Genomic DNA, 23,574 nt, shown 5'->3' on the forward strand with positions numbered 1-23,574 from the left:
CGGACTCCGCTCCGACGCGGATGTCGCGCTGCTAGCGGTAGTTCACGAACTGCAGCGCCACCTCGAAATCGCTGTTCTTCAGCAGCGAGATCACGGCCTGGAGGTCGTCGCGACTCTTGGAGCTGACCCGCAGTTCCTCGCCCTGGATCTGCGCCTTCACGCCCTTGGGCCCCTCGTCGCGGATCTTCTTGGAGATCTTCTTCGCGTTGTCCTGGGAGATGCCCTGCACCAGGGTTCCTGTGATCTTGTACACCTTGCCGGAGGCCTGCGGATCACCCGCGTCGAACGCCTTGAGCGAGATGTCGCGGCGGATCAGCTTCTCCTTGAACACCTCCAGCGCCGCCTTCACGCGATCCTCGGACTCGGCCTGGATCACGATCTTCTCCTCGCCGGACCATTCGATGCCCGCACCGGTCCCGCGGAAGTCGTAGCGGGTGTTCAGCTCCTTGGCCGCCTGGTTGAGCGCATTGTCCACCTCCTGTCGGTCGACCTTGCTGACGACATCGAACGATGAATCGGCCACGCTTGTGCTCCTGTCCGAGATCGGAAGTTTGTGGGGGGTTCGAACGCCGACCGTAGTCCGTCGGACACCGCGTTTTCCAGCCGGTTTGCATTCCGGGCGGGGGTTCGATGTATTCTCGTCACCGCGCTGCAAGGCGTACCCAGGCAGGTTGCCCGAGCGGCCAATGGGAGCAGACTGTAAATCTGTCGGCGAGAGCCTACGTAGGTTCGAATCCTACACCTGCCACACTCGAACCCCTTGGGACCGAACCGGTCCCAAGGGGTTCTGCTGTATCTATTTGCCCTCCGCTTCGCCCCGGGCGGGTGCTGTGTTCGATTTGCCCTCCGCTTCGCTCCGGGCGGGTTCGCGGCGCTGCAGGTCTCGGTTCTTCCCTCCCTCCGCTCCCCCGCTTCGCTCCTCCGCTCCGGTCAGTCCAGAACCGAGACACGCCGCGAACCGACGGCGGGGCTGCTCCGCGAATGGCGGTCAAATCGCGGTTGACCAGGCGGTTTGGAGTTGTGGTGAGATGTTGTGTAACCTCGTTCAAGTCTTCAGCGCCCCGCCCCTCGGGTCGGAGCCAAGTAGACATGCCCCCTTAGCTCAGTCGGCAGAGCGTTTCCATGGTAAGGAAAAGGTCAACGGTTCGATTCCGTTAGGGGGCTCGCCGGATTGCCGGTGGTGACCGACTCGGCACTCCCTGAAGAATGACCGGGCCGTCGCTGCTGCCAATACCGCGCGTAAGGCGGTGTAGCTCAGGCGGTAGAGCAAACGACTCATAATCGTTGTGTCGCCGGTTCGAGTCCGGCCATCGCTACATACTGATACCCATCAGGCTGACCGGAAAGAAGGCAAATCGTGGCCGCGAAGTCCACTGATATCCGGCCAAAGATCACCTTGGCCTGCGAGCAGTGCAAGCACCGCAACTACATCACCAAGAAGAACCGCCGGAACGACCCGGATCGGTTGGAACTGAAGAAGTTCTGCCCGAACTGCGGTACCCACCGGGCGCACCGCGAATCCCGCTAACTTAACCCCGCGCGCTCTACCGCGTGGAAGAAGTGCCGGAACGGTAAGCCGCTACGTCCCTCCTACACAGGGACAGTGGCCCCGGTCCGGCACTTGGTGTATATAGCGGTGGTTCAGCGCTCCGCCGATCCCGGGTTGGGATCAGATAGGGACTTCTCTGCCGTGACTCTCAACTCTGCCGTGACTCTCAATTCCGAGGCCGCACAGGATATCGAGGCCGACATGGTCGATTCGGGTGAAGCTTTCGATCCCGCCGCACACGCCGCCGCCATGGTGGGCCACCACTACCGCGTGGCCGACTACTACGAGGTCGGCCGCGAGAAGGTGCGCGAATACGCCCGCGCCGTGCAGGACTACCACCCGGTGCACTGGGACGAGGATGCCGCGCGGGAGTACGGCTACGACGGTCTGGTCGCGCCGCTCACCTTCATCTCCCTGGTCGGAATCCTGGCCCAGCGCAAGCTGTTCGAACAGGTCGTCACCGGTTACGACCTGAGCCAGATCATGCAGACCGATCAGATCCTGGAGTTCCACCGTCCCATCAAGGCCGGTGACCGGCTGTCCTGCATCGTCTACCTGCACTCGTTCCGGCAGGCGTTCGGCGGCGACATCATCGTCACCCGCAACGACGTGGTCGCGCAGAACGACGAGCTGGTGCTCACCACCTACACCACCCTGATCGGCCGCAGCGGCGGTGACATCGATCCCAATCTCTCCGACGCGGTGCGCAATGTGCTCATGCACGGCATCGGCCCGGATGAGCGGCCCGACCACCAGGCGGACGCCGATGCAGAGGACCAGGTGCACGTAACCCCGGTTCCGGTCCAGCAGATCCAGGGTGATGTGCCCGCCAAGCACGCCATCCGCTTCGACGACGTCACCGTCGGCCAGGAGCTGCCCACCCGCATCGTCCGGCTCACCCGCGGCGATCTGGTGAACTACGCCGGCGTCTCCGGCGACGCCAACCCGATCCACTGGAGCGACGACGTCTGCAAGCTCGTCGGCCTGGAGAACGTGGTGGCGCACGGCATGCTCACCATGGGCCTGGGCGGCGGCTTCGTCACCTCCTGGCTGGGCAATCCGGGCGCGGTCAAGGAATACAACGTCCGCTTCACCAGCCCCGTCTACGTCCCCGTGGACCGGGCCGCCGAGATCGAGTACACCGGCAAGGTGAAGTCGATGGACCCGGAGACCAAGACGGCCGTCGTCGCCATCGTCGCCAAGTCCCAGGGCCGCAAGATCTTCGGCCGCGCCACCGCCACGGTGCAGCTGGCCTGACCGAGGCACACGACACAGGCCGCGTACCCGATTGGCGATTCCCGATGTGCTTCCCGTACACTCGGAAATCTGGGGTCACCAGCCGCTGCGCGCTGCTCGGAGGAGCGGCGCGCGTGTTGTGTTCCCCGCCTGTCCGGGGATTGAATCCTCGGGTAAAAATGAATATGTAACGGTGGCTGGACGACCGACAACTCTGTTCAGCCGAAGGGGCGTAGCTCAATTGGCAGAGCAGCGGTCTCCAAAACCGCAGGTTGCAGGTTCAAGTCCTGTCGCCCCTGCCCTGAATGCCAGCGACGAGAGAGGATCGACGTGAGCGAGCGGGATGATCGCCACGGCGCTGCCGAGGATGGCGAGGACACCGCGGTGGCTCGTCCGAGCGGCAAGCGTTCCGCCCGGCGGACACGTACCGCGGCCTCGACGCCGTCGCTGACGAAGACCTCGACGGGTCCGGTCGCGACCATCGACCGGCCGTCCAAGAAGGCGAAGGCCGACACGGGTCGTTCGGGCAATCCGTTCAAGCGCCTGGTGAAGTTCCTCAAAGAGGTCATCTCGGAACTGCGCAAGGTCATCTGGCCGAACCGCAAGCAGATGATCACCTATACGAGCGTGGTCCTGGTGTTCGTGGTCTTCATGGTCGCGTTCATCGCCGGATTGGATGTGGCGTTCGTGAAGGGTGTCGACTGGCTGTTCGGCTAGCTGACCGCCGACGCCGGGTACCGTCGCGGACAGGTGGTTCGGCCGAATGTCCGAGAGGGCGGAGCCATCCGCCGGGTAAGACACCCGGCGCGCACAGGATGTACGTGACGACACAGGAAAGCGAGTGCCCAGTGAGCACCCCGGAGAACGGCACAACCGACGAATTCCCGGTCGACGACACGGTGGAGGCCACCGAGAGCGTCGAGGAATCCGCGGCCGCTGCGCCGACCGCGGAAGCTGAGCCCGCCGCGCCCGTAGCCGCCGAGCCCGTTGACGCCGAGCCCGCCGACCCGGTCGCGGAGATGAAGGCCGCGCTGCGTCGCGCCCCCGGCGACTGGTATGTCGTGCACTCCTACGCGGGATACGAGAACAAGGTGAAGGCCAATCTCGAGACCCGCGTTCAGAACCTCGGTCTCGAGGACTACATCTTCCAGGTCGAGGTTCCGACCGAAGAGGTCACCGAGATCAAGAACGGCCAGAAGAAGAACGTCAATCGCAAGGTGCTGCCGGGCTACATCCTGGTCCGCATGGATCTGAACGACGAGTCGTGGGGTGCGGTGCGCAATACCCCCGGCGTCACCGGATTCGTGGGCGCGACCTCGCGGCCGTCCCCGCTGTCGATCAACGACGTGGTGAAGTTCCTGGTTCCGGCCGCGCAGCAGAAGAAGGCCGCCCCGGCTGCCGCCGCTGCCGCCGCGACCCCCGCCGCCGGTGGCGAGGCCGCGCCCGCCAAGCCGGTCATCGAGGTCGATTTCGAGGTCGGCGAGTCGGTCACCGTCATGGACGGTCCGTTCGCGACGCTGCCGGCCAGCATCTCCGAGGTCAATGCCGAGCAGCAGAAGCTGAAGGTGCTGGTCTCGATCTTCGGCCGCGAGACTCCGGTCGAACTGGCCTTCACCCAGGTCGCCAAGATTTAAGCGCGATCGGGCGGTGATATCCGGCCGACGGGCCGGTATCACCGCCTTTTTCGCGTCCGCGTAGACTTGCCGGGTTGCGCCTGCGTTTCGACTTGACATTCGGAGCGCGAATGGGCGCATGTCCCGGATAAGGCTTACGGGAATCCGTAAGGAACCTACCCAAGGAAGAAAGATGCCCCCGAAGAAGAAGAAGGTCGCTGGGCTCATCAAGCTCCAGATCCAGGCCGGCCAGGCCAACCCGGCTCCGCCGGTCGGTCCGGCGCTGGGTCAGCACGGCGTCAACATCATGGAGTTCTGCAAGGCGTACAACGCCGCGACCGAGTCGCAGCGCGGCAACGTCATCCCGGTCGAGATCACGGTCTACGAAGACCGCTCGTTCGACTTCAAGCTGAAGACCCCGCCCGCCGCCAAGCTGCTGCTCAAGGCCGCCGGTGTGCAGAAGGGTTCGGCCGAGCCGCACCGCAACAAGGTCGCCCAGGTCACCATGGACCAGATCCGTGAGATCGCCAAGACCAAGCAGGAAGACCTGAACGCCAACGACATCGACGCCGCGGCGAAGATCATCGCTGGCACCGCCCGCTCGATGGGTATCACCATCGCGGAGTGAGCCTTCGCGGCATGCGCTCAGGGTCCGGAGGCGGCAGCCTGCGTAACCACGTAGGACCCCGCGAATGCCGCAGTTGGATACAGGCTCCCGTGGGAGGGACGGCCAGTCCCGCACCACTTCTGACTGAGACAAGGACAGACAATCATGGCAAAACGAAGCAAGGCTTACCTCGAGGCGGCCGCCAAGGTCGACCGCTCGCAGCTGTACTCCCCGCTGGCGGCCACCCGCTTGGCGAAGGAGACCGCCACCAAGAAGACCGACGCGACCGTCGAGGTCGCCGTCCGTCTGGGCGTCGACCCCCGCAAGGCCGACCAGATGGTCCGCGGCACCGTCAACCTGCCGCACGGCACCGGTAAGACCGCCCGCGTCATCGTGTTCGCGGTCGGCGACAAGGCCGCCGAGGCCGAGGCCGCCGGTGCGGACGCCGTCGGCGCCGAGGACCTGATCGAGCGCATCCAGGGCGGCTGGCTGGATTTCGACGCCGCCATCGCCACCCCGGATCAGATGGCCAAGGTCGGCCGGATCGCGCGCGTGCTGGGCCCCCGCGGCCTGATGCCGAACCCGAAGACCGGCACCGTCACCCCCGACGTGACCAAGGCCGTCAACGACATCAAGGGCGGTAAGATCAACTTCCGCGTCGACAAGCAGGCCAACCTGCACTTCGTGATCGGCAAGGCGTCCTTCGACGACACCAAGCTGGTCGAGAACTACGGCGCCGCCCTCGAGGAGATCCTGCGCGTGAAGCCCTCCACCGCGAAGGGCCGCTACGTCAAGAAGGTGACGATTTCGACCAACACCGGACCGGGCATCCCGGTGGACCCGAACCGCACCCGCAACCTGACCGACGAGGACGCGTAATCCTCCCGGTCGCGTAGCAACGCGAAAACGAAGAGCCGGTGCGGAATTCCGCACCGGCTCTTTGCTTTGCGCACCCGTCGGGTTCGCGCACGGGGGGTAGCTGTGGGACCTCGCCCCCCAGATCCCCGTGCGAGGGCGCGGACGGCCCGCCGTGTGGGCCGCTGCGCTCGAGGCGAGGGTCACCGACCCCCGTTTTGGCGGATGGGTGGCCCTTCGGCTATTCTGATCCACGGTCATCGACGCGTTCGATGTCCACCCCAATCGTTCTACCGAAGACCGTTGGTCGCTGCCGTCAGGCAGTCGAAGGTCCGGCGATATTGCCGGCGGCCCACGCAGGGAGAGCCGAGGTTGGGAAACATCGCGAATCACCTCGCCATATGTTTCTTGTACGCCCCGGGACCACTCTGCGTCCGGGGCGTTTGCTTTGTCTCCGGGCCTCCCACCGGACGTCGGTAGTTCATCGAGAACCGACCATCCAGAGAGGAGGCGAAGTATGGCCAAGCCCGAGAAGGTCACCGCGGTCGCGGAGATCGCGGAGCAGTTCAAGGGATCCACGGCCGCCGTTGTCACGGAGTACCGTGGCTTGTCGGTCGGCAAGATCACCGAGCTGCGTCGTGCGCTGGGTGCGAACGCTACCTACTCCGTCGCCAAGAACACCCTGGTCAAGCTGGCCGCCGCCGAGGCGGGCGTCACTGGCCTGGATGACTTGTTCGTCGGTCCGACCGCGATCACCTTCATTTCCGGTGAGCCGGTCGATGCCGCGAAGGCCCTGAAGCAGTTCGCCAAGGACAACAAGCAGCTGGTCATCAAGGGCGGCTACATGGACGGCGCCGCGCTGTCCGTGTCCGAGGTCGAGAAGATCGCCGACCTGGAGTCCCGCGAGGTCCTGCTGGCCAAGCTGGCCGGCGCCATGAAGGGCAACCTCTACAAGGCCGCCGGGCTGTTCGCCGCCCCGGCTTCGAAGACCGCCCGCCTGGTCGCTGCGCTGGAAGAGAAGAAGCGCAACGAGGGCGAAGCGGCCTGACGGCTGCACCTCACCACCACAAGCATGTCGTCGCCGCCGCGCGGCGATGATCACCACCGAAAGGAAGCACAATGGCCAACGTTGAGCAGCTGCTCGAGGAAATCGGCAACATGACCCTGCTGGAGCTCTCGGAGTTCCTGAAGGCGTTCGAGGAGAAGTTCGAGGTCACCGCGGCCGCTCCGGTCGCCGTCGCCGCTGTCGGCGGTGCCCCGGCCGCCGGTGGCGCCGAGGCCGCCGAGGAGCAGGACGAGTTCGACGTCATCCTCGAGGGTGCCGGCGACAAGAAGATCCAGGTCATCAAGGTGGTCCGCGAGATCGTCTCCGGCCTGGGCCTGAAGGAAGCCAAGGACCTGGTCGAGGGTGCCCCGAAGCCGATCCTGGAGAAGGTCGCCAAGGACGCCGCCGATGCCGCCAAGGCCAAGCTGGAAGAGGCCGGCGCCAAGGTTTCCGTGAAGTAATTTCACGGCACACGCCGCGAAGGGCGGTCCCGTCACGGGGCCGCCCTTTTCGTATTTCCGATACCGGTATCCGATGTCGGCTCACCATTGTGATCGTGCCGTGATCGACGATCACGAACAGTTGTTTCTACTCGTGAGTCAGGTCCCGGTGTCCGGGACGGGTCACATGCGATACAGTGACCGGACCTACTGTGATGCGCCACACCGCGCGAAGTAACCCGTGGTCTGCCGCAGTAGTGCGCTCGTCGGAGAATTGTGGAGGTTGGCGTGGGCGTCGAGGTCAGGACCGAAGGCATCACCAAGTCGTTCGGTTCGCAGCGTATTTGGCAGGATGTCACTCTGACCCTGCCGCCGGGGGAAGTCAGCGCTCTGCTCGGCCCGTCCGGTACCGGTAAATCCGTCTTCCTGAAGTCACTGATCGGTCTGCTGCGCCCGGAGCGCGGGTCCATCTACATCGACGGCACCGACATCACCACCTGCTCCAACAAGGAACTCTACGAGATCCGCAAGCTCTTCGGCGTGCTGTTCCAGGACGGCGCGCTGTTCGGCTCGATGAACCTCTTCGACAATGTGGCCTTCCCGTTGCGGGAGCACACCAAGAAGTCCGAGTCGGACATCAAGAAGATCGTCATGGAGAAGCTGGAGCTGACCGGTCTGCTCGGCGCGGAGGGCAAGCTCCCGGGTGAGATCTCCGGCGGTATGCGTAAGCGCGCCGGGTTGGCCCGCGCGCTGGTGCTGGATCCGCAGATCATCCTCGTCGACGAGCCCGACTCCGGTCTGGACCCGGTCCGCACCACCTATCTGTCGCAGCTGCTGATCGATATCAACTCGCAGATCGACGCCACGATCCTGATCGTGACCCACAACATCAACCTGGCCCGTTCGGTGCCCGACAACATCGGCATGCTGTTCCGTCGGCAACTGGTCATGTTCGGCCCCCGCGAGGTGCTGCTCACCTCGGAGGAACCGGTGGTCAAGCAGTTCCTCAACGGCCGCATGCAGGGTCCCATCGGCATGTCCGAGGAGAAGGACGAGGCCCAGATGGCGCGCGAGCAGGCCATGTTCGACTCCGGTCACCACGCCGGCGGCGCCGAAGAGGTCGAGGGCATCATTCCGCAGATGCGGGCGACCCCGGGTATGCCGGTGCGTCAGGCGGTGCACCGCCGTCGCGAGCGGGTGCGCCAGATCATGCACACGCTGCCGCACGCCGCCCAGGTCGCCATTCAGGAGTCCCTCGACGAAAACGGCGACACGCAGGTCATTCCCGCCTACCAGGGCGCCTACGACACTACGGCTGGACACGACCTGACTAACGGGTAACATACGGCCCGTGAATCGATCCCTGACACGGCTGCGCACACCGGTCGAGTCGGGACTTGCCCAAGCTGGCAACATTTTCGCGCTGCTGCTCGACGTGGCGCGCAAGACCTTTCGCCGGCCTTTCCAGTGGCGGGAGTTCGTCGAGCAGTCGTGGTTCATCGCGAGCGTCTCGATCCTCCCGGCCGCCCTGGTGGCAATCCCGTTCGGCGCGGTGGTCGCCCTGCAGACCGGCTCGCTCATCAAGCAGCTCGGCGCGGAGTCGTTCACCGGCGCGACCAGTGTGCTCGCAACCGTCCAGCAAGCGGCTCCGGTGGTGACCGCGCTGATCATCGCCGGCGCCGCCGGATCGGCCGTGGCCGCCGATCTCGGCTCGCGCACCATCCGCGAGGAGATCGACGCCATGGAGGTGCTCGGCATCGATCCGGTGCAGCGCCTGGTGGTGCCGCGGGTGCTGGGCATGATGCTGGTGGCGCTGCTGCTCAACGGCCTGGTCTCGGTGGTCGGCATCGCGGGCGGCTATTTCTTCAACGTGGGGTTGCAGGGTGGTACGCCGGGCGCGTATCTGGCGTCGTTCTCCGCGCTGGCGCAGCTGCCGGATCTGTGGATCGGCGAGATCAAAGCGGCCATCTTCGGATTGGTCGCGGCGGTCATCGCCTCGTACAAGGGGTTGCATCCGAAAGGGGGTCCGAAAGGAGTAGGTGACGCGGTGAATCAATCCGTGGTGATCACATTCCTGGTCCTCTTCTTCCTGAACCTGATCCTCACCCTGATCTATCTTCAGGTCGTCCCCGCCAAGGGCGCGTGATCCATGGTCGTCGCGCAGCGCACCACACCCCTCGGTCGGTCGGCGCGCCGGGTGGTCGGCGTGCTCAAATCGCCGGTGAACGTCATCGACCGCGCGGGCGATCAGATGTCGTTCTACACCCGTGCCATCGCCTGGATTCCGCGCACGGCCGTGCACTACCGCAAGGAGGTCATGCGGCTGCTGGCCGAGGTGACCTTCGGATCGGGCGCGCTGGCGGTGATCGGTGGCACCATCGGCGTCATCGTGTTCATGTCGGCGTCGGTCGGCGTGGTGGTGGGTCTACAGGGCTTCAAGGCGCTCGACGCCCTCGGTTCCGGCGTGCTCACCGGCTTCCTGACCGGTTACATCAACACCCGTGAACTCGCGCCGCTGGTCGCGGCGCTGGCCCTCTCGGCGACGGTGGGCTGTGGATTCACCGCGCAATTGGGCGCCATGCGCATCTCCGAGGAGATCGACGCGCTCGAGGTGATGGCGGTGCCGGGCGTGCCGTTCCTGGTGACCACCCGGGTGATCGCGGGCTTCCTGGCCGTCATTCCGCTCTATATCGTCGGCCTGCTGGGCACCTATCTGGCGTCGCGGTCGATCAGCATCTATTTCAACGGGCAGAGCAGCGGCTCCTACGACCACTATTTCAGTTTGTTCCTACCACCCGAGGACGTGCTCTATTCGTTCCTCAAGGTATTGGTATTCGCCTTCGTCATCATCCTGGTGCACTGCTATTACGGCTTCAACGCCACCGGCGGTCCGGCGGGTGTCGGCGTGGCCGTGGGACGCGCGGTGCGCGCTGCGATCGTGCTGGTGAACATTCTCGATTTCTTCCTGTCCCTGGCGATTTGGGGCACGACCACGACGGTGCGGGTGGCCGGATGAGTGAGACAGCATGAGCAATCCGAGGCGCGTGCAACTGTGGCGGTCCACGGAGACATTGCGCACCCGGACCCTCGGGGTGCTGTTCTTCGTGGTGATGGCGCTGTTCCTCAGCACCACGATCGCCGTCTACAACAAGGCGTTCGTGGAGACCGTGCGGGTCGACCTCATCACCGACACGGTCGGAAACGCGTTGACCCGCAACGCGGATGTGAAGGTTCGCGGCATCACGGTGGGCGAGGTGCGCTCCAGCGATTTCAGCGACGGCGAGGTCACCCTGCACCTGGCCATCGATCCGGATCGGGCCGAACAGATCCCGGCCAATGTCACCGCCCGGCTGCTGCCGAAAACCCTCTTCGGCGAGAAGTACGTGGACCTGGTGTGGCCGGAGAACCCGACCGGCACGCTGACCGAGGATGTCACCCTGCGGCAGGACACCTCCGGCAATGCCGTCGAGGTGAGTCAGCTGTTGGACAATCTGCTGCCGCTGTTGCAGGCGGTGCCGCCGCAGTACCTGGCCTCCACGCTGGGCGCGCTCTCGCAGGCGTTGCAGGGCCGGGGCGAGGAACTCGGCAACACCATCGACCGCCTGCACCGCATCTTCACCGAGGTGAATGTGGAACTGCCGACGCTGCAAGAGGATCTGCGCCAGTTCGCCACCGTCGCCGACACCTACGCCGACGCCGCCCCGCAGCTGGTCTCCGCGCTGGACAATCTGCGCACCACCAATGCCACCATCGTGCAGCAGCGTTCGCAGATCGACACCCTGCTGGCCACGCTCACCCCGAGCGCCGCGACCACCGCCGACTTCCTGATCGCCAACCGCGACAACATCATCGACGTGGCCGCCGACGCCCGGCCCGCACTGGAGGCGCTGGCGAAGTACTCGCCCGGCTACTCCTGCGCGCTGGCGAACTTCGCGCAGATGAAGCCGCGCATCGACGACATCTTCGGCAAGGGCACCGATCTTCCGGGCTCGCGCGTGTCCGTGGAGATCGTCAATCCGCGCGGCCGCTACCTGCCCAACCAGGACGAGCCGCGCTGGTTCGATCCCCGTGGGGCCATGTGCATCCCGGAGTATCCGCTCGGCGTGGACCCGGGCCAGTACACCAACGGCTCCGGCAACGACGGCTCCTACCAGCCGCCCAGCCGCAACCCCGGCGACCAGAGCATCGGACTCATGCCCGAACCCCAGTACCGCGTGTACGGACCATTCGCTCCCAGCTCCGTCGGATCGCCCGCCGAACAGCAGACCCTCGGCGCGATCTACGGTGCGGCACACGGCGTCTCGCCGGACGAGGTGCCGAGCTGGGTGACCCGGATCGCGGCCCCGGCCCTGCGCGGCAGTGAGGTGAGCGTGCGATGACCGACAAGCTGCGCGGCCTCGGCCCCACCCTGGCCAAGCTCATCGCCTTCGTGGTGGTGACCGTGCTGGCCACCGGCGTGCTGGGCCTGACCATCGCCAACTACACCGGCGGCGGCACCGAGTTCAAGGCTCGCTTCACCGATGTCACCTCGCTCAATCCGGGCGACGAGGTGCGCATCGCCGGGGTGCGGGTCGGCAAGGTGACCGGGGTGTCCATCGTGGAGCGGCGGCTGGCCGAGGTGCGGTTCGAACTCAACGACCGCGACTGGCTGCCCGCCTCCACCACGGCCACCATCAAGTACCGGAATCTGGTGGGGCAGCGCTATATCGCGCTGGAGCAGGGCGCGGGGGAGCAGGGGCGCAAGATCAACGAGGGCGCCACCATCCCGCTGGAGCGCACCACGCCCGCACTCAACCTCACCGAGCTGTTCAACGGCTTCCGGCCGCTGTTCCAGACCCTGACACCGGATGACGTGAACAAACTGTCCTACGAGATCATCCAGGTCTTCCAGGGCGAATCCGGCACTATCCGGGATCTGGTGGCCAGCACCGCCAGCCTCACCAACAAGATCGCCGACAAGGACGCGGTGATCGGCGCGGTGGTGGAGAACCTGAACGCCGTGCTGGACGCCGTCAATTCGCGGGACGGGCAGCTGGATCAGTTGATCGTCAACACCGAGGCGCTGATCTCCGGACTGAACGCCGAACGCGGCACCATCGGCCGGGCGGTCAGCTCCCTGGGCGATCTGGCCGCCGCCACCGCGGACCTACTGGTGCCGACCCGACCCAATCTGCAGGGCGCGATTGCCGGCCTCAACCAGCTCACCGGCACCCTCAATGCCCGGCAGCCCGAGGTCGACGAGGGACTGACGAATCTGCCCATCAAGATGGAGAAGCTCGGCAGGGCCGCGAGTTACGGCTCCTGGTTCCAGTTCTACCTGTGCGGCATCGACATCGTCGCCGGGCCGGGTGTGCCGGACGCGCCGCAGCTGAACCTGCCCGCCGACATGCCCACCATCAACCAGCCGATCTACACCAACCCGGCGCCGCGCTGCCACGGAAAGGGAGGCCGCTGATGGACGACCGGACCGTACTCGGCGCGCGCAGCCCGGCCTTCATGGGCGGGATCGGCCTGGCCATGGTGCTGCTGGTGACCATGACCGCGTTCAGCCTGGACCGGCTGCCCATCATCGGCGCGGGCACCAAGTACACCGCGGAGTTCTCCGAGGCCGCCGGGCTGAAGCAGGGCAACGAGGTCCGCATCGCGGGCGTCAAGGTCGGCTCCGTCCAGGATGTGCGGCTCGACGGCGACCGGGTGCTGGTGGACTTCCGCACCCAGGACGCCTGGATCGGCAACGAGACCACCGCCTCCATCCAGATCAAGACGCTGCTGGGCCAGAAGTATCTGGCCCTGGACCCCAAGGGCTCCGGCGCGGCCGACCCCTCCGCGCGAATCCCGCTGTCGCGCACCGTATCCCCCTACGACGTGGTGGACGCCTTCAGCGACGCCGCCGAGGACATCGAGCAGACCGACACCGCGCAGCTGGCCCAGAGCATGCGGGTGCTGTCGGAGGCGTTCTCGGCGACCCCGCCGGAGATCCGCGGCTCCATCGACGGCGTCGCCCGGCTCTCGGAGTCCATCGCCAAGCGGGACGAGAAGCTGCGCACCCTGTTCGCCGCCACCAAGCAGACCAGTCAGGTGCTCGCCGACCGCAATGCCGAATTCGAACGGCTGCTCGCGAACGGCGGACAGCTGCTGGCCGAACTCAATATCCGGCAGCAGGCGATCCGGCAGCTGCTCACGGGCGCGAAGACCATCGGCGCGGAACTGAGCGCGCTGGTGCACGACAACGAGGAACAGATCGGGCCCGCGCTCACCAATCTCCGCAAGACCATCGACATCCTCAATGCCCACCAGGCCGACATCTCCAAGACGCTGACACTGGCCGCGCCCTTCTACGGCCTCTACGCCAATGTGCTCGGCACCGGCCGCTGGTTCGACGCGGTGATCACCAACCTGATTCCGCCCGCGCTGCCGGAAGTGCCCGGCTACCGCGAGCCGATCCGGAAGATGGGAGGCTAGGCATGGCTCGCGACGTGCTGACCGGCCTGCGGGAATCCTCGCGCGGCAGGGCGATTCTCGCCGCCGCCGTAGCGGGCGCGGTGCTCATCGCCGCCGTGGCGTGGTGGGGTTTCGACAGGTTCACCACCACCCGGATCACCGCCTACTTCGACAAGTCCATCGGCATCTACGAGGGCTCCGATGTGCGCATCCTCGGCGTGCCGGTGGGTCGCGTCGACTCCATCGAGCCCATGGGCGATCAGGTGAAGATCGTCATGAGCGTCGATCGCGAATACGACATCCCGGCCGACGCCAAGGCCGCGCAGATCACGCCCTCGGTGGTGTCGGACCGCTACATCCAGCTCACGCCGGTGTACCGGGGCGGGCCGAAGATGGGGCGCGAGGCGACCATTCCGAAGGAGCGCACCGCCACCCCGGTCGAGGTGGACCGGCTCTACCGGAGCATCACCGAACTCTCCGACGCGCTCGGACCCGATGGCGCGAACGCCGACGGTGCGCTCAACGAGCTGGTGCGCACCACCTCCGCCAATCTGGCCGGAAACGGCGAGGCGCTGGCCAACAGCTTCGAGCAGCTGTCCAAAGCCGCCGCGGTGCTGGGTGATTCGCGATCCGACATCTTCGACACGGTGAAGAACCTGCAGGTGTTCGTGACGGCGCTGGCGCGCAACGACGCCCAGGTGCGGCAGTTCAACGCGCAGCTGGCCGATCTGGCGGGCTTCCTCGCCGACGAACGCAGCACCCTCGGTGACGCGCTGAACCTGCTGTCCGTCGCGCTCGGCGACGTGGCCCGGTTCATCGACGACAACCGGGAACTGGTGCAGGCCAATGCCGACGCGCTGACCCAGCTCACCCAGACCCTCGCCGACCAACGCGAGGATCTGGCCGCGGCGCTGCCACTCATCCCGACCGCGCTGAGCAATCTGATCAATGTGCACAACGGTGAGACCGGCACCCTCGACATGCGCCCGAACTTCACCGATCTGCAAGACCCCTTCGGGGTCATCTGCAAGATGCTGGATCTGGGCAAGCTGCGCCCGGGCGACCCGAAGTTCGACGCCATCACCCGGCAGATGCGGCCCATCCTCGATCACTGCGAGACGATTGCCGCGCAGATCACCGCGGGCGTGACCACACCGTCGCTGATCCTGCCGTTCGGCATCCTCAGCGGCGAGAACCAGCAGCGTGCCCCGGTGCCGGGCACCGTGCCCGGCAATCCGTCGGACCAGGCCCCGCCGTCGCAAGGAGGTGGACAGCGATGAGCGCTCCCCGTCGTCCGCGCGCGCTGGCGGCCGGAACCCGCCGCCGCGGCGGTGCGTTCGGCCGCCTTCGCGGCGGTGCGTTCGGCCGCCGCGTTGCCGCCGTTGCGACCGCACTGAGTGCGGTGACGCTGCTGGCCGGATGCGGTGACGGCGCGTACAGCATTCCGCTGCCCGGCGGGCCGAGCGTCGGCGACGATCCGCTGCACCTCGACATCCGCTTCGCCGATGTGCTGGATCTGGTGCCGCAGTCCACGGTCAAGGTGGACGGGGTGGCGGTGGGCCGCGTCGACACGATCGAACTCGCGCCGGACGGCTGGACCGCCAGCGTCAAGGCCGTGGTGCGAAATTCGGTGGACCTGCCCGCCAACGCCCGCGCCGAGGTGCGGCAGACGAATCTGCTGGGCGAGAAGTTCATCGAACTGTCGGTGCCCACCCACGATCCCGCCGCGGCCAAGCTGGCCGACAACGCGGTCATCCCGGTGGCGAACACCCGCACCGCGACCGAGGTGGAGCAGGTGCTCGGCGCGCTGTCCCTGCTGCTCAACGGCGGCGGCGTGGCGCAGTTGCAGCCCATCGTGGTGGAGTTGAACAAGGCGCTCGAGGGTCGCGAGAGCACGGTGCGCGATCTGCTGGAGCAGGCGAACACCCTGATCGACGGGCTGAACCAGCAGGTCGACGACATCACCCGCGCACTGGACGGGCTCGACACCCTGAGCAGTCGCCTGAGCGGGCAGACCACCCAGATCTCGCAGGTGCTCGACGAATTGCCCACGGGCATCCGGATTCTGGAGGAGCAGCGGCCGCAGCTGATCCAGCTGCTCGGCCAGCTGGACCGGGTCGGCCAGGCCGGATTCGATGTCCTGGACAACTCCAAGGACGACCTGATCCGCGACCTCAACTCGCTGCGCCCCACCCTGCAGGCGCTGGGTAGCGGCGCCGACGACCTGGTCACCGCGTTCCCGCTCATACCGACCTACCCGTTCCCGGACGAGGCCATCAAGTCCGCCTTCGGCGGACAGGTCAACACCTGGCTGTCGGTGGACCTGCAGATCGGCACGCTGCTGTCGAATCTCGGTGTGGGCAAACAGGACCCGGTGTACATCCCGCCGAACGGACGGCCGGTGCCGGTGGACGGATCCAATCCGTACTACAACGGCAACGGTCCGCGTCCGGGCTGGCCGACGGTCTCGCTGCTGCCGCTGCCGCCCACCGTGGTGCGCCCGCAGCTCCCAGCCGGACTGCCCATTCCGACCGATCCGCTCGGTTCACTGCTCGACCAGCTGGGAGTGGGTGGTCCGCGATGAGCAAACTGGTGCGCTACCAGCTGATCGCCTTCGGGCTGATCGCCGTGCTCGGCGTGGTGTTCGTTGGCGCGAAATACGTGCGCCTGGACAATATGCTGGGCTTCGGCCTGTACCGGGTGCAGGTGCGGATCGTCGACACCGACGACAAGCAGGCGACCACGGGCAATCTGTCCCCGGGCGCGGAGGTCACCTACCGGGGCGTTCCGGTGGGCCGGGTCGGCAAGCAGGAGATCATCCCCGACGGCGTGCTGATCACGCTCGAGCTGGACTCCGGCGCGCCCAAGGTGCCGCGGAGCGCGAAAGCCGTGGTGGCCAACCGTTCCGCCATCGGTGAGCAGTACGTGGACCTGGTGCCCAGCACCGCGGGTGCGCCGTACCTGCGGGACGGCTCCGTCATCGACGGCGCGCGGACCCCGATCCCGGTCGAGGATCTGCTCGCCAGCGTGAATCACTTCGCCAGCAGCACCGACCTGGTGGCGCTGTCCACCACCATCACCGAACTCGGCAAGGCGTTCGACGGCAAGGGCGACGAACTCCAGGTGCTGGTGGATTCGCTGGCCCGGTTCACCGAGACCGGCGTGGACGCGCTGCCGCAGACCCTGCGGCTCATCCGGGACGCGCAGACGGTGCTGACCACCCAGGCCGAACAGTCCCCGGCCATCCGGCAGTTCAGCGACGGCCTGGACCGGCTCTCGGCGCAGCTGCGCTCCAGCGATCCGGATGTGCGGCGGCTGATCGGCACCGGCACCGACGCGGGCAGCCAGATCTCGCAGCTGCTGCGGGAGAGCGGTGACGCGCTCACTCGCGACCTGGCGAACCTGCGCACCCTGCTGCTCACCATCTCGCCGAAGTTCTACGCGCTCGGCCCGGTGCTGCAGATGCTGCCGCTGCTGTCCATCGGCGCGTCCGCGACCGCTCCCGGCGACGGCACCACCCACTTCGGCCTGGTGCTGGAGACCAACAATCCGCCCGCCTGCACCGTCGGCTACGAGGGCACCCAGCGGATTCTGGACGAGATGCGGGCGCAGAACCCGGATTTCGACGACAGCCGCGACGACTTCCCGTTCAATACCGAGGCCAAATGCCTGGTGCCGCAAGGTAATCCGACGGCCGTGCGCGGTGGTGAACGGGCCGAGTTCGCCGATCCGAGCGTTCCCCAGCCGTGGGACGACAACCCCAAGGTCGATCCGGACAAGCTGAATCTCAATCCGGTCGCCACCCAACTGGCCACGCTGCTCGGCGTGACGCCGAAACGGTGAGGAATCCGGCGGAAAGTATGGTGACGGCGTGAGTCAGCAACACGACAGCGAATCCGTCGACCGCTCCGTGCGCACGGGTGTCACGGTGGCCGCCGTCGCCCTGCTCGCGGTGGCGGCGGTGGCGGCGGTGTGGTTCGGCTACGCCTGGATCGTGGGCGGGCTCGTGCAGGACAACGGCCGCGCCGACGCTCGCGACACCGCCTTGAACGACGCCCGGCAGGCCGCGGTCAACCTCATGACCTTCGACCCCGACGACGTCGACGGATCGCTGCGGACCATGCTGTCCTCCACCACCGGTGCGCTCCGGGAGGAGCAGACCAAGGACCTCGATTCGCTGAAAGCCCAGGTCGCCGAGGCGCAGACGCGTATGCGGTCGGAGGTGGAGGGCGCCACCGTCACCTCGCTCGCCAGCGAGAACGACCGCGCCACCGCCTTCGTCGTGCTGCGCATCACCCGCGCCTGGCCCGGCGGCCAACCCGCCACCTTCCGCCAACTGTGGAATCTGGACATGGTGAAGGAAGGCGACACCTGGAAGGCCGAGCAGGCGCGGAACCTGGGCGAGCCGGTATCGCTCGACGCGGGCGCGCTGCCCACCGAGCCCGCACCCGCCGAGCAGCCCGAGTCCGGTGGCCAGCCTGAGTCCGGTGGCCAGCCCGAGTCCGGTGGCCAGCCCGAGTCCGGTGGCCAGCCCGAGTCCGGCGAGCAGTCCCAGCCCGGCGAGCAGCCGCAGCCCGGCGAGCAGTCCCAGCCCGGCGAGCAGCCGCAGCCCGGCGAGCAGCCGGTGGCCGCGGAGCAGCAGTCGAACGATCAGCAGCCGCAAGAGCCGGGCCGATAGGAGGCAGCGACCATGGCCGACAAGCGACCCGTCAACCGCGTCACCCCCAAGCGCCGCACCTCCGGCACGCCACAGGACTCGTCCTCCCGCCGCGCCCTCGGCCGCGAGGGGCAGGCCGGATCGGCACGGCGGACGTCGGCAGATGCCGACCACCCGCGAGCCTCCACCGCGAACACGGGCACAGACCCGAAGAACGGGGCCACGCAGGCCGGGGCCGGGGCCGCGACAGCTGGGGCCGCGAAAGCTGAGACTACGAAAGCTGGGGCCGCGAAAGCTGGGACTGCGAGGGCCGGGGCCGCGAAAGCTGGGGCCGCGAAGGACGTGGGCACGACGAGCGGGGCCGGGGAGAGCGGTGCCGCCACGACCGGGCGCGCGAAGACCGGGCTAGCGAAGACCGGGCTCGCGAAGGCCGGTTCGACCAAGCCGCGCGTCACCGCGACATCCGCGCCGGGGCGGTCCGCGTCCCACGGTGCGGGTGCCGCGTCCCGCGGTGTCGATGTCGCGTCCGGTGTCGACGGGCACTCGCCCGTCCCCGGCGGTTCCTGGCGGCTCGCGATCGGCTGCGGGATCGCCGCGGTCCTGCTCGGCGTCTTCGCCGTCGTGGCGGCCTTGCGTCCCGGCGTCGACGACGACAATCTCGCCTATGTCGACAATCAGGCCACCGATGAGGTGAAGGCCGCCGCCGATCACGCCCTGTCCACGCTCTACGGCTACCGGGCCGCCGAGATCGACCAGTGGAAGGACTCCGTCGGCGCGGTGCTGACCGAGCGGATGCGCGCGGATCTGGAGAAGTACATCGACACCACGGTCAGCACCATCAAGCAGGCGGCGACCGACACCGAGGTGACCACCGATCCGATCGGTGTGACTTTGCTCACGCCCGGGCGCGCCGAACTGCTGGTCAACCTGAATGTCTCCGCGGTCCGGGACGGCACCCCGGAACCGCTCGCGTCCGGTCCGGTGGTGCTGCGCATGCAGAAGGTGGACGGCCGCTGGCTGGCCGCCGAGATCGCCGACAACTGATCCGTCAAGGAAATTCACACCCCTGGTGGGGGCCGGTTTTTCGGTGATCTGCCAGCGCGCCAAACGATCTCGCGCCACGCGTCGGACCGGCCGCACTTGACGAGTTTCGTCCGAGCCGTCACGCTATTCACAACAGCGGCAGCTGTCACAGGGGTTCGCCCCGAACGGTGACCCGGCAATCGCAGCCAGCGGAAGACGGGACTCCCGGTGGGCCGGGAACGCCGACAGCGTGTCAGCTGAACCGGTACGGCGCGCCAGCCCGCCGCGACCCGCAACGGGTGGTACTTTGACACCCCCGTAGGTTTGGGTGTAGTTTTGGACGTTGCGCTGGCTGCCTCCTGTCCATACCTTGTTCGCATCGACGAAAGTTCCACCTTCCGGTGTTACTTCCGCTGCTTGCTGTTCGGGTTTCGTTCGGGTGGGGACCAGCGGAATTCGTAGCAGACAAGCGACGGTCGCGGACCACCACGCGACTGCGCGTGAGGTGCTGGAAGGACGCATCTTGGCAGTCTCCACCCAGACCAAGGCCACCACGGCGGGCCGTGATTTCTACACAGTCCCCGGAGCCCCGAAGCGGGTGTCTTTCGCGAAGATCCGTGAGCCTCTGGAGGTTCCGGGTCTTCTCGATCTACAGACCGATTCGTTCGACTGGCTGATCGGCGCGTCAGACTGGCGGGAGCGAGCGGCGGCGCGCGGCGACGTCAATCCGACCGGCGGTCTCGAGGAGGTGCTCGAGGAGCTCTCGCCGATCGAGGACTTCTCCGGCTCCATGTCGCTGTCCTTCTCCGACCCGCGCTTCGAAGAGGTCAAGGCCTCCATCGAGGAGTGCAAGGACAAGGACATGACCTACGCGGCGCCGCTCTTCGTGACCGCGGAGTTCATCAACAACAACACCGGTGAGATCAAGTCTCAGACGGTCTTCATGGGCGACTTCCCGATGATGACCGACAAGGGCACGTTCATCATCAACGGCACCGAGCGCGTCGTCGTCTCGCAGCTGGTGCGTTCGCCCGGTGTCTACTTCGACGAGACCATCGACAAGTCCACCGAGAAGATGCTGCACTCGGTGCGTGTCATCCCGTCGCGCGGTGCGTGGCTGGAGTTCGACGTGGACAAGCGCGACACCGTCGGCGTGCGCATCGACCGCAAGCGCCGCCAGCCGGTCACCGTGCTGCTGAAGGCCCTGGGCCTGACCACCGAGGAGATCACCGAGCGCTTCGGCTTCTCCGAGATCATGATGTCCACCCTGGAGAAGGACAGCACTCCGGGCCAGGACGAGGCGCTGCTCGATATCTACCGCAAGCTGCGTCCGGGCGAGCCGCCGACCAAGGAGTCCGCGCAGACCCTGCTGGAGAACCTGTTCTTCAAGGAGAAGCGCTACGACCTCGCGCGTGTCGGCCGCTACAAGGTCAACAAGAAGCTGGGCCTGCACGCCGGTGAGCCGGTCGTGGGTTCGGTGCTGACCCGCGAGGACATCGTCGCGACCATCGAGTACCTGGTCCGTCTGCACCAGGGCGACAAGGTCATGACCGCGCCCGGCGGCGTGGAGGTGCCGGTCGAGGTCGACGATATCGACCACTTCGGCAACCGCCGCCTGCGCACGGTCGGCGAGCTGATCCAGAACCAGATCCGCGTCGGCCTGTCCCGCATGGAGCGCGTCGTGCGTGAGCGCATGACCACCCAGGACGTCGAGGCCATCACGCCGCAGACCCTGATCAACATCCGCCCCGTGGTGGCGGCGATCAAGGAGTTCTTCGGCACCTCGCAGCTGTCGCAGTTCATGGACCAGAACAACCCGCTGTCGGGCCTGACCCACAAGCGTCGTCTGTCGGCGCTGGGTCCGGGCGGTCTGTCCCGGGAGCGCGCGGGCCTCGAGGTCCGCGACGTCCACCCGTCGCACTACGGCCGCATGTGCCCGATCGAGACCCCGGAAGGCCCGAACATCGGCCTGATCGGCTCGCTCTCGGTGTACGCGCGGGTCAACCCGTTCGGCTTCATCGAGACCCCGTACCGCAAGGTCGTGAACGGCATCGTCACCGATGAGGTCGTGTACCTCACCGCCGACGAGGAGGACCGCGAGGTCCGCGCCCAGGCGAACTCGCCGATCGACGCCGACGGCAACTTCCTCGAGGAACGCGTGCTCGCGCGCCGCGGCAACGAGGAGATGGAGTACGTCTCCCCGGCCGAGGTCACCTACATGGATGTCTCGCCGCGCCAGATGGTGTCGGTGGCGACCGCCATGATCCCGTTCCTCGAACACGACGACGCCAACCGCGCCCTCATGGGCGCGAACATGCAGCGTCAGGCCGTGCCGCTGATCCGTTCCGACGCGCCGCTGGTCGGCACCGGTATGGAGCTGCGCGCCGCCGTCGACGCCGGTGACGTGGTCGTGAACGCCAAGGCCGGTGTGGTGGAAGAGGTTTCGGCCGATTTCATCACCGTCATGCACGATGACGGCACCCGCCGCAGCTACCGGCTGCGGAAGTTCGAGCGGTCGAACCAGGGCACGTGCGCGAATCAGCGTCCGATCGTGGACGAGGGTCAGCGGGTGGAGGCCGGTCATGTGCTCGCCGATGGTCCGTGCACCGAGAACGGTGAGATGGCCCTGGGTAAGAACCTGCTGGTGGCGATCATGCCGTGGGAGGGTCACAACTACGAGGACGCGATCATCCTGTCGCAGCGCCTGGTGGAGGAGGACGTGCTGACCTCGATCCACATCGAGGAGCACGAGATCGACGCGCGGGACACCAAGCTCGGTGCCGAGGAGATCACCCGCGATATCCCGAATGTTTCCGACGAGGTGCTCGCCGACCTCGACGAGCGGGGCATCGTGCGGATCGGTGCCGAGGTGCGTGACGGTGACATTCTGGTGGGCAAGGTGACGCCGAAGGGTGAGACCGAGTTGACGCCGGAGGAGCGGTTGCTGCGGGCGATCTTCGGTGAGAAGGCCCGCGAGGTCCGTGACACGTCGTTGAAGGTGCCGCACGGTGAGTCGGGCAAGGTCATCGGTGTGCGGGTGTTCTCCCGTGACGACGACGACGATCTGCCGCCGGGCGTCAACGAGCTGGTGCGCGTGTACGTGGCGCAGAAGCGCAAGATCCAGGACGGTGACAAGCTCGCCGGCCGGCACGGCAACAAGGGTGTGATCGGCAAGATCCTCCCCGTGGAGGACATGCCGTTCCTGCCGGATGGCACTCCGGTGGACATCATCCTCAACACCCACGGTGTCCCGCGTCGTATGAACATCGGCCAGGTGCTCGAAACCCACCTGGGCTGGATCGCCAAGACCGGCTGGAAGGTCGAGGGCAATCCGGAGTGGGCCAAGAACCTGCCGGAGGAGATGTGGGGCCAGGAGGCCGACACCAATATCGCCACCCCGGTGTTCGACGGCGCCCGCGAGGAGGAGCTGACCGGTCTGCTCGGCTCCACCCTGCCCAACCGCGACGGTGAGAGCATGGTCGACGAGAACGGCAAGGCGGTGCTGCTGGACGGCCGCTCCGGTGAGCCGTTCCCGTACCCGGTGGCCGTGGGCTACATGTACATCCTGAAGCTGCACCACCTGGTCGACGACAAGATCCACGCGCGTTCGACCGGCCCGTACTCGATGATCACCCAGCAGCCCCTCGGTGGTAAGGCGCAGTTCGGTGGTCAGCGCTTCGGTGAGATGGAATGTTGGGCCATGCAGGCCTACGGCGCGGCCTACACGCTGCAGGAACTGCTCACCATCAAGTCCGACGACGTGGTCGGCCGCGTGAAGGTCTACGAGGCCATCGTCAAGGGCGAGAACATTCCGGAGCCGGGTATTCCGGAGTCGTTCAAGGTGCTGCTCAAGGAACTCCAGTCGCTGTGCCTGAATGTGGAGGTGCTGTCCTCCGACGGCGCCGCCATCGAGATGCGCGACGGCGACGACGAGGACCTGGAGCGCGCCGCGGCGAACCTGGGTATCAACCTGTCCCGCAACGAGGCTGCGACGGTCGACGACCTGGCGCAGTGAGCGATCGGTCCCGGAGCTCTGAAAGGAGCTCCGGGGCAACGGATTTAGCGAACTTTTGCTCATACTCAACCCGAACAGGGGAAAGGAAGTTAC

At 66.7% G+C, this 23,574-nt stretch carries 21 protein-coding genes and 4 tRNA genes; 24 read left to right on the forward strand and 1 reads right to left on the reverse strand.

Translation table 11 applies throughout. The features are described from left to right. Positions 1–31 precede the first annotated feature (31 nt). On the reverse strand, positions 32–523 hold the full coding sequence (locus QK444_RS00880; RefSeq protein WP_039817512.1) for a YajQ family cyclic di-GMP-binding protein: 492 nt from the start codon (positions 521–523) through the stop codon (positions 32–34). Between the two features lie 142 nt (positions 524–665). Between QK444_RS00880 and QK444_RS00885 the strand changes: the two genes are divergently transcribed. From QK444_RS00885 to QK444_RS01000, 24 genes are all read left to right on the forward strand, one after another. Next, positions 666–748 (forward strand) — tRNA-Tyr (locus QK444_RS00885). A gap of 343 nt (positions 749–1,091) precedes the next feature. After that, a tRNA-Thr gene (locus tag QK444_RS00890) sits at positions 1,092–1,164 on the forward strand. A 79-nt stretch (positions 1,165–1,243) separates the two neighbouring features. Continuing rightward, positions 1,244–1,316, forward strand: a tRNA-Met gene (locus QK444_RS00895). A 41-nt stretch (positions 1,317–1,357) separates the two neighbouring features. Further along, positions 1,358–1,528, forward strand: a complete 171-nt coding sequence (rpmG, locus tag QK444_RS00900; protein WP_029925945.1) for a 50S ribosomal protein L33 — start codon at positions 1,358–1,360, stop codon at positions 1,526–1,528. Positions 1,529–1,750: 222 nt separating this feature from the next. After that, complete coding sequence (locus QK444_RS00905) at positions 1,751–2,806, forward strand: fused (3R)-hydroxyacyl-ACP dehydratase subunits HadA/HadB (RefSeq protein ID WP_282776152.1); 1,056 nt, start codon at positions 1,751–1,753, stop codon at positions 2,804–2,806. A 205-nt stretch (positions 2,807–3,011) separates the two neighbouring features. Then, positions 3,012–3,084: transfer RNA gene (locus QK444_RS00910), tRNA-Trp, on the forward strand. 31 nt (positions 3,085–3,115) lie between these two features. After that, the gene (secE, locus tag QK444_RS00915) at positions 3,116–3,502 is read left to right on the forward strand and encodes a preprotein translocase subunit SecE (RefSeq protein WP_282776079.1); all 387 of its coding nucleotides are present in this window, start codon (positions 3,116–3,118) and stop codon (positions 3,500–3,502) included. Between the two features lie 131 nt (positions 3,503–3,633). After that, positions 3,634–4,419 carry a transcription termination/antitermination protein NusG gene (nusG, locus tag QK444_RS00920; RefSeq protein WP_282776154.1) on the forward strand — a complete coding sequence of 262 codons (786 nt, stop codon included), beginning with the start codon at positions 3,634–3,636 and terminating at the stop codon, positions 4,417–4,419. Positions 4,420–4,591: 172 nt separating this feature from the next. After that, the gene (gene rplK / locus QK444_RS00925; RefSeq protein ID WP_029925936.1) at positions 4,592–5,026 is read left to right on the forward strand and encodes a 50S ribosomal protein L11; all 435 of its coding nucleotides are present in this window, start codon (positions 4,592–4,594) and stop codon (positions 5,024–5,026) included. Between the two features lie 144 nt (positions 5,027–5,170). Next, complete coding sequence (rplA, locus tag QK444_RS00930) at positions 5,171–5,884, forward strand: 50S ribosomal protein L1 (RefSeq protein WP_029925934.1); 714 nt, start codon at positions 5,171–5,173, stop codon at positions 5,882–5,884. A 493-nt stretch (positions 5,885–6,377) separates the two neighbouring features. After that, positions 6,378–6,908: a 50S ribosomal protein L10 gene (gene rplJ / locus QK444_RS00935; protein WP_029925932.1), complete on the forward strand. Its 531-nt coding sequence runs from the start codon at positions 6,378–6,380 to the stop codon at positions 6,906–6,908. A gap of 71 nt (positions 6,909–6,979) precedes the next feature. Then, positions 6,980–7,366 (forward strand): 50S ribosomal protein L7/L12, encoded by a 387-nt coding sequence (gene rplL / locus QK444_RS00940; protein WP_029925930.1) that lies wholly within the window; start codon positions 6,980–6,982, stop codon positions 7,364–7,366. 267 nt (positions 7,367–7,633) lie between these two features. Continuing rightward, positions 7,634–8,686 (forward strand): ATP-binding cassette domain-containing protein, encoded by a 1,053-nt coding sequence (locus QK444_RS00945; RefSeq protein WP_282776083.1) that lies wholly within the window; start codon positions 7,634–7,636, stop codon positions 8,684–8,686. Between the two features lie 10 nt (positions 8,687–8,696). After that, complete coding sequence (locus tag QK444_RS00950) at positions 8,697–9,491, forward strand: ABC transporter permease (RefSeq protein WP_282776084.1); 795 nt, start codon at positions 8,697–8,699, stop codon at positions 9,489–9,491. 3 nt (positions 9,492–9,494) lie between these two features. Beyond that, complete coding sequence (locus tag QK444_RS00955) at positions 9,495–10,361, forward strand: ABC transporter permease (RefSeq protein ID WP_029925925.1); 867 nt, start codon at positions 9,495–9,497, stop codon at positions 10,359–10,361. A gap of 10 nt (positions 10,362–10,371) precedes the next feature. Further along, positions 10,372–11,724 carry an MCE family protein gene (locus QK444_RS00960; RefSeq protein WP_282776088.1) on the forward strand — a complete coding sequence of 451 codons (1,353 nt, stop codon included), beginning with the start codon at positions 10,372–10,374 and terminating at the stop codon, positions 11,722–11,724. Then, complete coding sequence (locus QK444_RS00965) at positions 11,721–12,800, forward strand: MCE family protein (protein ID WP_282776090.1); 1,080 nt, start codon at positions 11,721–11,723, stop codon at positions 12,798–12,800. The genes QK444_RS00960 and QK444_RS00965 overlap by 4 nt, the downstream gene beginning before the upstream one ends. After that, a complete protein-coding gene (locus QK444_RS00970) occupies positions 12,800–13,807 on the forward strand; it encodes an MCE family protein (RefSeq protein ID WP_282776092.1) in 1,008 nt (335 codons plus the stop codon). Before QK444_RS00965 ends, QK444_RS00970 begins: the two co-directional genes overlap by 1 nt. Before the next feature lie 2 nt (positions 13,808–13,809). After that, positions 13,810–15,066, forward strand: a complete 1,257-nt coding sequence (locus QK444_RS00975) for an MCE family protein (RefSeq protein ID WP_282776094.1) — start codon at positions 13,810–13,812, stop codon at positions 15,064–15,066. Then, positions 15,063–16,370, forward strand: a complete 1,308-nt coding sequence (locus QK444_RS00980) for an MCE family protein (protein ID WP_282776096.1) — start codon at positions 15,063–15,065, stop codon at positions 16,368–16,370. The genes QK444_RS00975 and QK444_RS00980 overlap by 4 nt, the downstream gene beginning before the upstream one ends. Beyond that, on the forward strand, positions 16,367–17,629 hold the full coding sequence (locus QK444_RS00985; protein WP_282776098.1) for an MCE family protein: 1,263 nt from the start codon (positions 16,367–16,369) through the stop codon (positions 17,627–17,629). The genes QK444_RS00980 and QK444_RS00985 overlap by 4 nt, the downstream gene beginning before the upstream one ends. A gap of 28 nt (positions 17,630–17,657) precedes the next feature. Further along, on the forward strand, positions 17,658–18,464 hold the full coding sequence (locus QK444_RS00990; RefSeq protein WP_282776100.1) for a hypothetical protein: 807 nt from the start codon (positions 17,658–17,660) through the stop codon (positions 18,462–18,464). 321 nt (positions 18,465–18,785) lie between these two features. Further along, on the forward strand, positions 18,786–19,487 hold the full coding sequence (locus QK444_RS00995) for a hypothetical protein (protein WP_282776102.1): 702 nt from the start codon (positions 18,786–18,788) through the stop codon (positions 19,485–19,487). Between the two features lie 484 nt (positions 19,488–19,971). Next, a complete protein-coding gene (locus tag QK444_RS01000) occupies positions 19,972–23,481 on the forward strand; it encodes a DNA-directed RNA polymerase subunit beta (RefSeq protein ID WP_282776104.1) in 3,510 nt (1,169 codons plus the stop codon). Positions 23,482–23,574 lie beyond the last annotated feature (93 nt).

The sequence above is a fragment of the Nocardia sp. CC201C genome, assembly GCF_030010695.1.
Lineage (GTDB): Bacteria > Actinomycetota > Actinomycetes > Mycobacteriales > Mycobacteriaceae > Nocardia > Nocardia otitidiscaviarum.